This is a genomic window from Streptomyces sp. NPDC026062, assembly GCF_055568375.1.
On the sequence record NZ_JBVHOQ010000079.1, the window covers coordinates 1 to 13,729 of the forward strand.

Sequence of the window (13,729 nt, forward strand, 5' to 3'; positions counted from 1 at the left end):
AACACGTCCCTCAACGGCACGGGAGCCCTGTCCGTTGTGCACCCCGGTCCCACACCGCATCGTCACCCGACCGGTGGCCACTCTGAAAACGCTCAATGTTTGACTAAATAAAGGGCTAACCATGTACAACCGTGACGCGAGACACAGACGAGAAGGGTGTTTTGGGTTGTGCGCCCAAGATCCTTCCCCTGTCTGTCTGTGATTTCCCTGCCTAGGGTCACATCTGGTTCCCATCTTCAGGGAATTCTCACAATGTGACTTTTCTAGGGTGGGGCTATGTGGACGCGTATCCGATCGCGCGGCAGTACTGGGGTGTTGACGGGTGTCTTGGGTCTGGCGGTGATTGCCGGTCTAGGGCCGGACGTTGCCGTTGCGGCGCCTCCCCGTACCGGCCGGGCCGCTGCGGTCCAGGAGGAGGGTGAGCCCACCTCTTCGGGTGAGGCGAGTATCGAAGCTGCCCAGGCGAGGGCTCGGCAGTCGGGCGTCCCCGTTGAGGTGACATCGATGCGCAGCGAGACCAGTGATGTCTTCGCGACCGCTGACGGCAGCTTGGAAGCGCGTGAGTATCTGCGGCCGGTCCGGACCCGGGTGGATGGTCGGTGGAAGCCTGTTGATACCAACCTGGCAGTGACCGAGAGGGGAACGGTTGCGCCGAAAGCGGCTGCGGTGGGGCTTGAGTTCTCCGGTGGTGGCGACGCGCCGTTGGTGCGGATGACGAAGGCTGGTCGTGAGTTGTCGCTGACCTGGCCCGGTGTGCTGCCGAAGCCGGTTCTCAGTGGTGCGCTCGCTACGTATCAGGATGTGCTTCCGGGGGTGGATCTGCGCATGAAGGCGCAGGAGACCGGCTACACGCAGTTGCTTGTGGTCAACTCGGCGGAGGCGGCTGCCGATCCTCGACTCTCGGAGGTTCGGCTGAAGCTGGATGCGCAGGGGCTCGATGTCGTCCGCACGAGTGAGGGTGGCGTGCGGGCGGTGGACGAGGGCGCTGGCGGGACGGTTTTTGAGGCGCCGAGGCCGATGATGTGGGATTCGAGTGCTCCCGGCGAGGGTGCGCCCGCAAGTGGTTCTGCCTCGCGGGCTTTGGGTGCGGCTTCGCCTGCTGCGGGTGAGGAGCCGGCGGCAACCGAGTCAGGGAAGCTGGCGCAGGTGGAGGTGGCTGTTCCGGCAGAGGGTGACGAGCTGGTGTTGACGCCGGACTCGGGCGTTCTTCGTGGGGCGGATACCGCGTATCCGGTGTTCATCGATCCGCAGTTCGATACGCCGCTTGCGTCGGGATGGACGATGGCGTCGAAGTACTGGGCGTCGTCCCCTCAGTGGAAGTTCAACGGCGAGTCCACTGCGGGGATGGGTTACTGCAATTGGTCCTATTGCCAGCCGAACGATACGAAGAGGCTTTTTTACCAGATTCCTACGTCGAAGTTCGCTGGCAAGGCGATCCTCTCCGCCGAGTTCGTCGTGCGTAACACGTGGTCTGCGTCGTGTTCCGCTCGGAGCGTCGAACTATGGCGCACGAAGGGCATATCGTCTGCGACTACATGGAACTCGCAGAATGCGGCTGGATTCTGGATCAAGCAGTTGAAGTCTGAGTCTTTTGCGTACGGGTACGACGGTTGCTCGGCGAAGGACGCAGAGTTCGATGTGAAGTCCGCGGTCCAGGAGACCGCCAATGCCGGGTCGTCGACGATGACCTTCGGTCTACGTGCGGCAAGCGAGTCGGACGGGTTGGCGTGGAAGCGGTTTTCAAACAAGGCGTTTTTGCGGGTCAAGTACAACCGTCCGCCGCCCCAGGTCAAGATGTCGCAGTTGACGATGCAGTACGGCGGGGCATGCAAGAGCCCGAACGCGTCGCCGCCGAGGGTCCGCACTCTCGGAGTGATCTACGCCAATGGTGTTAACGACCCTGATGGGGACAAGGTCGCCGTTCAGTTCCGGGCGGGCTGGGACGCCAAAGACGGTAAGGGCCTCATCGCACGGTGGAAGCCCGCACTGACCACCTTCAAAGCGTCGGGTTCTCAGTTTTCGGTCTCCCTTCCGGCGTCCGTATTGCCCAAGGACGGGACACAGATCAACTGGTATGTGCGGACGTATGACGGGGCACAGTACTCCCCCTGGTCCAATGCCGGCAGCGCCACCAGTTGCTACTTCACTTACGACGCGACATCTCCCGCGACTCCGACCATCACGTCGTCCGACTATCCCGAGTCGATACGTGGTGAGAACGACCCGTGGTTCGACGGCGTGGGCAAGTATGGAACGTTCCAGCTCAAGGGCTCGGACTCTGATGTCGCCAAGTACTGGTACGGCATCAACACCACCCCGTCGTCGAAGAACTCGGTGGCCACATCAGCTGGGGCGGCAAAGTCGATCAAGCTACTGCCGCCCAAGGTGGGGCTGAACTCCATCATGGCCCAGGCGATCGACGCGTCGGGCCGTGTCAGCGCCCCTTACACGTACTACTTCAAGGTAAGTGCCGGCCAGCCCGAGAGGGCGATGTGGGAGATGGACGACGACGCCGCGGCAGGCCAGGCCGAGGGCAGCTCCGGTGCCCGCGTCGCCACCCTCAATGGCGGGGCGATCCCCGGCGTGGAAGGCAAGAAGGGAACCGCCCTGCACCTCGACGGTGCGACCGGCTATGCGGCAACCGATACTCCGACCGTCAACACAGCGAACGGCTTCAGCGTCTCGGCCTGGGTCAAACTAGATAAAATTCCCGATAATGCAGCGATCATCGCAGCCCAGCCCGGCAACTATGCACCCGGATTCGAGCTCTACTACTCCGCAGAATATAAACGGTGGGTCTTCAACCAGTTCACCTCGGACGCCGCGAACGCCTCCATCATCCGAGCCATGGCACCTGATCCAGGCGGAGTGGTGGTGAACGAATGGACCCATCTCGTCGGGATCTACAGCGGGGTCGCGAAGACGCTGTCTCTGTACGTCAACGGCACGCTGGTCGGCTCCACCCCGTACACGACGGCGTGGGATGCCCGCCGCGGGCTGCAGATCGGTGCCGGCAAGTACGACGGTGTCGTGAAGTCCTTCTTCCCTGGCACCATCGATGAACTGCGCATCTTCGACAAGCCGATCAGCGCCACCGAAGTGGCGAACCTGTACCGGCTCGAATCCATAGGTAACGGCCGTACGGCCCGTACGGTCTTCCCACTGGACGAGCCCGAATATCAGCCCCTGGCCGAAAACGAGACCGAGGCCAAGAAGACGACCGAGGTGGTCGGACACGCCGATACCCAGCCACTGACGCTCAACGGCGGTGCCCAACTCGGAGCCGCAGGCCTCGCCGGTCACGCACTGCAGATGGATGGCACGACGGGCTATGCCCGAACCGCCGCCCCCCACACCGACACCCAGCGCCCCTTCACCGTATCAGCGTGGGCGAAGCTGGACCGCCTTCCCGACGGGGCGGCCACGGTCGTGGCGCAGCTGGGCACCAACCGGCCCGGCTACGAGCTGTACTACTCGAACACCTACAACCGATGGGGCTTCAAGCAGTTCTCGGACGATGTGGTGGGCGCCTCCCAGATCGCTGCTCTTCAGCCGGAGGGGGCCAAGGCCTACGCCGGTGACTGGGTGCACCTGGTCGGGGTCCACGACCAGGTGGCGCAAACCCTCACTCTGTACGTCAACGGTGCCAAGGCCGGCAGCGTCGCTGCCCCGGCCGCGCCCTTCTACGCCGGCGGGAGCGTCCAGGTCGGAGCCTTGGGTGTCGAGGGCGGCAGGCTCATCGAGTACTTCCCCGGGCAGATCGATGACGTACGTCTGTACGACCGCCCGCTCTCTGCTGAAGAAGTCCAGCAGGTGTTCCGCCAGAGCCCGGTGATCAAGGGGCGCTGGCAGTTCGAAGAGGCAACGAGCACGGTCCCGCCGACAGTGGCCGATGCCACGCCCGAGAACAGGCCTATGAGCCTGTATGGATCTGCGCGGCTGGGGTCGGGACAGATCGACTTCAGCGCCCTCGAACTCGACGGTGAGAGTGCTTACGCGGCAACCTCCACGATGCCCGTCGACACGGGGGCGAGTTTCACCATGACGGCCTGGGCTCAGGCGGTAGCAGCACCTGACCACAGCATGGTCGTGATGAGCGCCGAAGGCGCAAACCGCAGCGCGTTCGAAGTCCGCTTCCAACCCGATCCGAAGAATCCTGAGGGGCTCGGCAGGTGGGAGTTGTCCCTTCCTGACAAGGACAGCGCCACGGGAGTCACGGTGACTGCCGTGAGCAACACCGAGTTCAACGATGTCACCAGTTGGAACCACCTGGCGGTGGTGTACGACGGGTTCGCCAAGGAGCTCCGCCTGTACGTCAACGGCCAACTCCAGTCGGCGGCCTGCGGTGACGCGGACAGCGACGAGGGGGCAGGCGAACCTGTTTGCGAGATCCCCGGGTCATTGGCCGAGGACGCACTCAGCTTCAAAGCCACCAAGACCCTGCAGATCGGCCGGGCGAAGGAAGACCAGCCCGGCACCTACTTCGCCGGCACGATCGACGACGTGTGGGCGTTCCAGGGTGCATTGGACGACAGCCAGGTCCAGCAGCTGACCGGAAGCCTCTTCGACATCCCGACCGAGGTTCCCAGCGGTAACCGCTTCTGAACCCCTCGTATCGGGTGGGCGGACCTGACCGCAGGCCCGCCCACCCGATACGACCACTTCTCTTGCAGATTATCCCTTCACCTTCTGCGCTTCGCTCACGTGGGTGGACGAGCGCCTGACAACGATGGACACGCCCCTATGAAAGCCACCCCCGGAGCCCGGCTGCTCCGCAGAACATCACTCGCTCTCTCCACCGTCCTCATCGCGTCCCTGCTGCAGAGTGTCGCGGCCCCCGTATCCGTCGCAGCCAGCAATCTGCCGGGGGCGCCATCGTCGGAGAAGCCCGTCGCAGGCAGCAAGAACGCCAAGGTCAAGCCGCGTGCGCAATACACAGGCTCCCGGGTGCCGGAGAAAGCGCCCCGGGCCAAACTGCCGCAGCCCACCCAGATCACCACAACACTTCCGGCTCAGAGTGCCAAGGGCACGAGCCGGTTCGCCTCGCCGCAGGGGCAGCCGATCGGAATCGCCCGTGCCACAAGCGGCATGGCGGGCAAGAGCAAGACGAAGAGCAGCGCGGAAGGACAGGGCGCTGATCTGAGCAGTGTCACCTCACGAATCCTCGACTCCCAGCACGCCGAGCGGGCAGGGGTGAAGGGATTGCTCTTCGCCCTCGCCCCGAAGGTTCCTGCCTCAGCCGGCAAAGGCGAAGCAGCGGTCGACGTCTCCGTCGACTACTCCGCCTTCGCCCAGTCCTTTGGCGGCTCATACGCCTCCCGCATGCACCTGGTTGAGCTGCCGGCCTGCGCGCTGACGACACCTGAGCAGGAGAAGTGTCGTGTCGCAAAGCCGGTTGCTGCAGTTCGCGACAGCGCTCAGCAGACGCTGACCGCCAGCGCCGTCACACTTCAGGCAGGCGCACCCACGGTCCTGGCAGCTACGGCGACGACAGAGGGTGACAAGGGCGACTACAAGGCCACCTCTCTCTCGCCCTCCTCGGCATGGAGTACCAGCCTCAACTCCGGTGACTTCAACTGGTCCTACGACTTCCAGGTCCCCGATGTACCGGGGGGGATGAAGCCGAGCGTCGGCCTCTCCTACTCCTCGGGCTCCATCGACGGGCGTACCGGCGGGACGAACAACCAGAGTTCCTGGGTCGGAGACGGTTTCGATCTATGGTCTGGCTCCATCGAGCGCCGCTACAAGCCGTGTGCGGAAGACGGTGTGGAGAATGCTGACGGCAGCAAGCCCGGCGACCTGTGCTGGGCCTACGACAACGCATTCATCTCGTTCAACGGCTCAGGTGGCGAACTCGTACCGGACGGTGCCAATACCTTCAGATTCAGGAACGATGACGGAACGAAGATCGTCCGTCTCTTCGACACCACGAAGGAGAACGGGGACAACGACGGCGAGTACTGGCGGCTGACCACGCCGGATGGGACCCGCTACTACTTCGGCTACAACCATCCCACGGGATGGGCCGCGGGCAAGGCGGCCACAGACTCGACGTGGACCGTCCCGGTTTTCGGGAACAACACCGGCGAGAAGTGCCATGGCGCCACCTTCGCCGAGTCCTGGTGCCAGCAGGCATGGCGGTGGAACCTCGACTTGGTCATTGATGCCCACGGCAACACCATCACCTACCAGTATGGCAAAGAGGAAAACTCCTACGGCCGCAATCTGAAGGCAGATGACGACACCACGTATGTCCGTGGCGGGTACCTCAAGAGCATCAATTATGGCTTGAGGTCCAGCAATACCTATGCCACGCCGCTGGCCCAGGTCATCTTTGACAACGCGGAGCGCTGCCTTCCACAGACTGGCGTAACCTGCGAAGAAGACACGATCGACTCAAAGTCCGCCTACTGGTACGACACACCATGGGACCTGAACTGCAAGGCTGCAACCAGCTGCGACGACGGCCGGCTCTCGCCGTCCTTCTGGACCCGCAAGCGGCTGATCGGCGTCAGGACTCAGGTGCTCAAGGCCGACGGGACCTACGGCAAGGTCGACTCCTGGAAGTTCACCCATCACTGGGGCATGGCCGACACCGACTATCAGCTCCTCCTGGACAGCATCCAGCGCACCGCAGAGTCCCCGACCGCCGCGATCCCGGCCATCCAGCTGCCGAAGACGACACTGGTCTACACGCAGCTCCAGAACCGTCTCGACAAGACCGGGGACGGCTACGCCCCCTTCATCAAGGATCGCCTCTTCACGATCTCCGATGAGTCGGGCGGCAAGGTCAGTGCCAACTACTCCGAGCCGACGTGTAACTGGAGTAGTCTGCCGACCCCCGAGACGAACACCACCCGGTGCTTCCCGCAGTACATCGGCGGTGACAGCACCGATGACGCGGACCTGCAGTGGTTCAACAAGTACGTCACCACGTCGGTGACCAAGACGGACCGTACAGGGAAGTCGCCTGACCAAGTCACGCAGTACGACTACATCGGCGATGCCGCTTGGCACTACGACGATGACGACGGACTGACCAAGGAGAAGGAAAAGACCTGGTCCCAGTGGCGTGGCTACGAGCATGTCCGGGTCAGGACCGGCGGGCAGGGCGGCGCCAGTGAGATGAAGACCCAGCAGGACAGCTACTTCCTGCGCGGCATGAACGGCGACCGGAAGAACGCTGCCGGAGGTACCAAGTCCGTCGCCGTCACACTGGACGCGGACGAAGGCGAAGCCATCACCGACCACGAGGCCGTTGCAGGCTTCGGCTACAAGACCGTGGCCTTCGACAAGCCCGGTGGCAAGGTTCTCGGCAAGACGATCAGCCGTCCCTGGTACAAGCAGACCGCGAAGAGGGTCCGGGACTGGGGCACCGTAACCTCCAACTTCACCGGTACCTCCAGCAGCAAGACCTGGACGTCCCTGGACGCGGGTGCAGGCACCAAGTGGCGCACCACCGCAACGGCCACCAAGCACGACACCGTTGCCGGCCGCGTGATCGAAGCCGACGACTACGGCGACGACTCCACTTCGACTGACAACACATGCACGCGTACCACCTACGCGGGCGATGCGACCACCGCGATCCTCAGCATGCCGGTTCGCGTGGAGACGGTTGCAAAGCCCTGTGACGCGTCCGTCGACCGGAAGAAGGACGTCCTGAGCGACGTCTGGTCGGTCTACGACGGTGGCGCCTACGGTGCCGTCCCCGCGAAGGGTGATGTGACTGCCGTCGCCACCCTGAAGAGCCATGACGGTACGAAGGCAACCTATCTCGAAGCCGGGGGGACGTTCGACAGCTACGGCCGGCAGCTGACGGTGACCGATCTGACCGCCAATGTGTCGGTCACGGACGGCGGTACCCCTGTCCGGACCGCCCGTACGGACGGTCGCACCACCACGACCGCGTACACACCCGCCGCCGGATTCGCTACCCAGACAAAGGTGACCACACCTCCGGCCCAGGCATCCGACGCGACGACAGCCCAGGTAAGCACCACGGACATCGACCCGGCACGGGGGCTCGCCGCCAAGCAAACCGACACGAACAACAACGTCACCCAGTACGCGTACGACGCACTGGGGCGGACGACCAAGGTCTGGGCTGCCAATCGCCGCAATACGCTGACGCCCACCGCAGAGTTCGTCTACACGATCACCGAGGGCAAGCCGGTCGCGGTCGCGTCAAAGTCGCTGAACAACACCGGCGGGCAGATCACGACCTACGAACTGTTCGACGGATTCCTGCGCAGCCGCCAGACCCAGGAACCCGGGCCCAAGGGCGGCAGCATCCTCACGGACACCTTCTATGACGAACGTGGCCTCGCGACCAAGGCCTTTGCTCCGTACTACACCACCGACGCGGCCAGTACCGAGCTCTTCGAGCCGGATAACGCGCTCTTGGTCGAGACCCAGACCCTTGTCGCGTATGACGGGCTGAACCGCGCCGTACAGGCCCAGGAAATGGCCGGCAACGGTGATGACGGCCAGATCCTCAACACCACCAAGACCATCTACGGCGGGGACCGCGTCACTGTCATCCCACCGGTCGGTGGCACAGCCACCACCACCCTCAGCGACGCACACGGCAACACCACGGAACTGCGCCAGCTCCACACCCGTTCCGCTACCGCTGCCTACGACAGCACCTTCTACCACTACACACCGCGTAACGAACTGGACAAGGTAACCGACCCCGCCGGCAACAACTGGACATACACCTACGACCAGCTGGGCCGTAAGGATTCGGCGACTGACCCGGATCAGGGCACCACGAACACGACCTACGACGACCGCGGCCAAGTAACGTTCGTCCAGGGCTCGCGTACCGACGTCCCCGGACTCGCCTATGTCTACGACAACCTCGGCCGCCAGACCGAGGTACGTGAGAAGTCCGCCACCGGAACCCTGCGGACGAAGCAGGTCTACGACACCGTCACAGGCGCCAAGGGACAACTCGCCGAATCAACCCGATATGTGGACGGGCAGCCCTACACGTCACAGGTCACCCGGTACGACGAGCTGTACCGACCCACCCGGACCGCCGTCGTCATCCCCGCCGTTGAAGGCGCCCTCCAGGGCACCTACCAGACCGGAACAACCTTCCAAACCTCCGGCTTGATCGCGTCCTTCGCCTACTCCGCAGCCGGTTCACTGCCAGGCGGCTCCGCCAACTACACCTACGACAACGCCACGCTGCGCCCCGAAACCGTCTACGGGGAGGGCATGACCTCCCGCGTCAGCAGCTACAGCAACACCGGCAAGCCTCTGCAATTCCAGATGGGGCTGAGTGGCGGAAGCAAGATCACAGAGGTCACCAACACCTACGAGTGGGGAACCCAGCGCCTGGCCACCTCCCGTGTTGATCGAACGGGCCAGTCCAGCACCGACCGCTACGCCGTCTACGCCTACGACGAAGCAGGAAACGTCCGCTCGGTATCGGACGCCTCCGTCACCAGCACCGACAACCAGTGCTTCACCTACGACTATCTCGGCCGTCTCACCGAAGCCTGGGCGCAGCCCGTCGACACCTGCGTGGCAACACCCACCGCAGACAAGACCGGCGGCCCAGCCCCGTACTGGCAGTCCTTCACCTACGACAAGGCCGGCAACCGTGCCACCCAGACACAGCACGACATAGCGGGTGACGCGGCAAAGGACATCAAGGAGGCCTACGCCTACCCCACGCCCGGCTCTCCCCAGGCACACAGCCTGACCTCGCGGACCGTCACGGGGCCTGCCGGAAACAGCACCGACAACTACACCTACGACCCGAGCGGGAACACGATCACCCGCCCGGGCCAGTCCCTCACCTGGGACGCCGAGGGCCACCTGGCAAGCGTCACCAAGAGCGGCAAGACCACCAGCTACCTCTACGACGCGTCCGGCAACCGGCTTATAGGCCGAACCCCGACCGAGACCACCCTGTATCTGGGGAACACCGAGGTCACACTTCCCACCGGCGCTACCAAGGCAAAGGCCACCCGGTACTTCGACCTCGGCGGCGGTCAGACAGCCATCCGCAACGACGACGGTACCTTCGCCTTCACCGTCGCCGATCACCACGGCACAGGCGAACTCGCCATCCAAGCCACCGACCTTGCCGTCACCCAGCGCCGCTCCCTCCCCTTCGGCGGAGAACGCGGCACCGCACCCACCACCTGGCCCGGCACCAAGGGCTTCGTCGGCGGCACCAACGACACCAAAACCACCGGCCTCACCCACCTCGGCGCACGCGAATACGACGCCGACCTCGGCCGGTTCATGTCCGTTGACTCTCTTCTCGAAGTAGCTAAACCTCAGTCGCTAAACGGTTATTCTTACGCAGAGAATAGCCCTGTCACATTCTCTGACCCTACCGGCCTGGCAAGCACCTGCTCTTCAAATTGCGGAGGGGAGATAAAATTCAAGGAGGCGCACGCGGCTCCCAATTTCGATCGCGCGGAATCATGGGAGGATAAGTATCCATGGGCAACGTCCAATTATGACTACTACGACGAGAAGGGGACTTACTGTGACGCGAGCTGCAAGCAGCAGCTAGACGAGGTCTTCAATACGCCTGCCATTGCTACGAGCCATTGCGGGTCAGTTAGCGGTGGGACTGCTTGCCCAGGGGTTCTTACGCCCGGGCAGACGCGCGCTGGCGCGCTTCTCTCCACGATCGACCCCACTGGGGCCCTCGGTGCAGCTCAATGCATTCAAGATCCCGAAGCAGTTAACTGTTCGTTTTCCGCTGCAGCCGCCATACCATTCATCGGTAAGGGCTTCAAAGGTGGAAAGATATTGCTGGATGGCGTGAAAGGCCTTGACGAGTTGCCTAGGAAACTCCCCTCCGAGGTGGAATTTCCCAATTTCCCAGAAGGTAAGACGGCTGCGTACTCGGACGGGAATTTCGTTGTGAGTGGTTACGGTGCCGACGTTCCTGAGGGATTTGTTCGAGCCGACCTTAATGACGTCGCTAAGAAATTTCCGCTAGAGCGGAAGCCGTTCTTCATGGACAACAAAGCTGGCGACGGTGCTTACAACCTCAGTCACGCTGAAAAGCAAGCAGCCACAGTGAGTCCGGGGCATCCAATTCTTGTTACGAAGCCGATGTGCGATAGTTGCTTCCAAGGGTTCACGGATCTCGCTCGAACGTCAGGTCAGATGCACTGGGTGCTTGACCCGAGTGGCATATACAGATTCAACCCCTGATGCAGCAGTAACCCCATGGGGTGCGCCCGTGATATTATCGGGCGCACCCCGATTCTATTTCACATGAAAAGGTGATGGAAGTGGTTGATTTGGAAAAACTTCTCCAGTCCGCACGTTCCGCATTGGACGGAATGAGGCTGGGGAGCACTGATGCAGCAACGGAGATGCGTCGCGTAATCCCGGATGTGCAGCGTGCGGCAGATTCGGGTAATTCGGAATTTCAAGAGTTGCTCGGCGGGGTCGCTCTTGAGTACATGAAGGATTATGAAACTGCTCACTATTATCTACTTGCAGCCGCTAAAGCTGGTAACGCTTCGGCCCAGCGAGGCTTGGCGTACATGTTGTTTGAAGGCCTTGGAGTACAAAAAAACAAAAGAGAGGCTGTAAAGCTCTTCGAGGCTGCGGCGAAAGCGGGGGATCGAGCGGCAAAGTTTAACCTGGCCGGAGTGCTTCTGCGAGGAGACGGCGCAGCGAAGGACAAGAATAGGGCAATTAGTCTTTTGCGGGAGGCGTCGCGCGCTGGCATGGATGCAGCTTCTCGGCAGCTTGGAGAAATTTCCCTTTCAGAGGGAGACTATGCTACGGCAAGACAATTGTTGACGTCTGCCGTTGAGCAAGGCTCTTACCGTGCGCTGCTAAATCTAGGAATTATGTGCCGTGACGGTCTCGGAGGCAGTGTGGACCGAGTGAAGGCTCTGACTTGCTTCCTGAAGCTATTGGATGTGCGTGACGGTGATGGCTTCCATGAAGCGCATGCGTTGGTATTGGAAATGACTGATCAGGAAGTTAGGGAAGCGGCCCTAAAAGCTGGACGCGTGAACGAGGGTGACGCACTCATCAAGAGTCGTGGAAAATCTAGTTGACGGACCCGATTGCATTCGTCGGGTCCGTCCTGCGAACCAGATCGTCGAAGACGTCCTGCAGTTTCATCGCGTCGACCACATCGCCGCCACCATCCAGGACGCGCTGGGCGAGGTAAACGCACTGGAGGCGTGGCGGTTCACTCTGGGATGGTCCCGGGCCCAGACCGTCGCCCAGGTCGCTGGGCTCTACCGCGCGGACGGGCTCCGCCCGCCGGGGATGTCAAAGCCGATGCTGTACCGGTGGGAACACGACGGGGGCGAATGGTCGGGCCCGGAATACACGGTGATGCTGTGCCGGGCCTACGGCGCCCGCCCCGAGCGACTCGGCCTGGTCCGCGGACCGGCGCCGCATGCGGATACCCTCTTCGGCCGGGCGCTGATCCGGTACGGTCGGCCCGAGATGACCGCGTACCCGAACGGTTCGTGGGAAAGGATGAAGCCGATGACGGACCATGAACGGCAGCACGTCCGGTTCAGGCCAGTATCGTCGGACAGGCGTATTGCTTGAGGCTTTCCAGTGGGGACACTGGCGTCCGCAGTTCCGCTCCGGCGAGGAAACGAAATGGCTTTATCCATGAAGTGTGGGTTCTGGCTCAGGTTCTGCAGAAGTTGAGCCAGAGCCGAGTGTGGACAGTGAATGTTCACTACTGTGGGAGGCCCCCGAGATTCGAACAGCCTGTGGCCTTTGATCGGTCAATACGGAGTGTTCAGTCCCAAATGCCGTCGCCAGTATGCCAGCGCTGCACCCACTCCATGAAACCCCATGCCGCCTCGCCAGGCACCGGGATGGCCCCGACGTCGGCGATCATCCACACCTCGCCGCGGCGGGGGCCTGTGGTCAACAGGAGCCAGAACGACGGTCCGTCCTCGGCCCCGAGAACGATGGACCCCTTCTTGAACACGGCGTTGATCCGCGGGTCCTCGGGGTCGACAGCTTCCTCGTCCTCCCAGGGCCAGGCCCCTTCCAGGGGGAATGGTTCTCCCGGCTGCCGCAGGCCAAGGTCGGGCCACGTGTCCGGCAGCCAGCCGAGCGGCTGGAGACCGCCGTCGCCGGCGGGGCCAAGGCTGGACCCGTTGGCGATCTCCGCGATGAACGTCCTGTACGGCTCCGGGAGAACCACCAGGTTCTCCCGCTCCCAGGCCGCGACGGCTTCATGCCCGAGCGCCGGCTCTCGCCACTCCGACGGAAACGCGGAGCGCAGGAAGTCGAGAGTGGCTTCGGCGGGACGCTGATCACATGTGTTTGTCACGGCAGCATGCTGGCATACGAGGCTGACAGCCCATCGCGGCCCCCTGGTCAGCACCACCACGCGTGAAGTGGTGAACGTGATGAATACGCCCCAGGGCTGGCACAACTTGGGTACGGTGGTCGACTCGCGCACTGGCAGGGGCGTGACCAACGGATCTCCACTCGACACGAGGACGCTATGCACTGGGCTGTGGAAGGGCTGAGCCATGTCATGCCGCCGCCCCGGGACGGCGGTGACCCGGTCGACTGGCGCGCTACACGCCGACACTGGATGGCAGCTTCCGCCCGACTACCGCGACTTCGTACGGGTGTACGGGATGGGAACAATCATTGAGCGTTTTCAGCGTTGTCTCTCCAGGGGGAGGATGGCTCTGGCGATGACGGTCATGCGGTTGGGGCTGATGCGGGATCTACGGAAGAT

The 13,729-nt window shown here is 62.9% G+C and carries 5 protein-coding genes and 1 pseudogene; 4 read left to right on the plus strand and 2 right to left on the minus strand.

Annotated elements, in window-relative coordinates; translation table 11 throughout:
• Window positions 1–504 precede the first annotated feature (504 nt).
• The 4 genes from ACZ4LX_RS36805 (at window position 505) to ACZ4LX_RS36820 (ending at window position 12,567) form a co-directional block, all read left to right on the plus strand.
• On the plus strand, window positions 505–4,605 hold the full coding sequence (locus ACZ4LX_RS36805; protein WP_467651487.1) for a LamG-like jellyroll fold domain-containing protein: 4,101 nt from the start codon (window positions 505–507) through the stop codon (window positions 4,603–4,605).
• A gap of 138 nt (window positions 4,606–4,743) precedes the next feature.
• Window positions 4,744–11,196, plus strand: a complete 6,453-nt coding sequence (locus tag ACZ4LX_RS36810; protein ID WP_467651489.1) for an RHS repeat domain-containing protein — start codon at window positions 4,744–4,746, stop codon at window positions 11,194–11,196.
• Between the two features lie 80 nt (window positions 11,197–11,276).
• A complete protein-coding gene (locus ACZ4LX_RS36815) occupies window positions 11,277–12,059 on the plus strand; it encodes a tetratricopeptide repeat protein (RefSeq protein WP_467651491.1) in 783 nt (260 codons plus the stop codon).
• Window positions 12,043–12,567, plus strand: coding sequence for a hypothetical protein (locus tag ACZ4LX_RS36820; protein WP_467651493.1), 525 nt, complete (start codon window positions 12,043–12,045; stop codon window positions 12,565–12,567). Before ACZ4LX_RS36815 ends, ACZ4LX_RS36820 begins: the two co-directional genes overlap by 17 nt.
• Before the next feature lie 199 nt (window positions 12,568–12,766).
• Here ACZ4LX_RS36820 and ACZ4LX_RS36825 read toward each other — a convergent pair whose 3' ends face one another.
• Both ACZ4LX_RS36825 and ACZ4LX_RS36830 read right to left on the minus strand, forming a co-directional pair.
• Window positions 12,767–13,309, minus strand: coding sequence for an SMI1/KNR4 family protein (locus ACZ4LX_RS36825; protein ID WP_467651495.1), 543 nt, complete (start codon window positions 13,307–13,309; stop codon window positions 12,767–12,769).
• A gap of 339 nt (window positions 13,310–13,648) precedes the next feature.
• Window positions 13,649–13,729: pseudogene (locus ACZ4LX_RS36830) on the minus strand (IS5/IS1182 family transposase); the annotation flags it as partial.

Bases quoted from the DNA above. Each gene is read 5' to 3' on its own strand.
- ACZ4LX_RS36810 (WP_467651489.1), top strand. From the start codon at position 4,744: ATGAAAGCCACCCCCGGAGCCCGGCTGCTCCGCAGAACATCACTCGCT.
- ACZ4LX_RS36805 (WP_467651487.1), top strand. From the start codon at position 505: ATGCGCAGCGAGACCAGTGATGTCTTCGCGACCGCTGACGGCAGCTTG.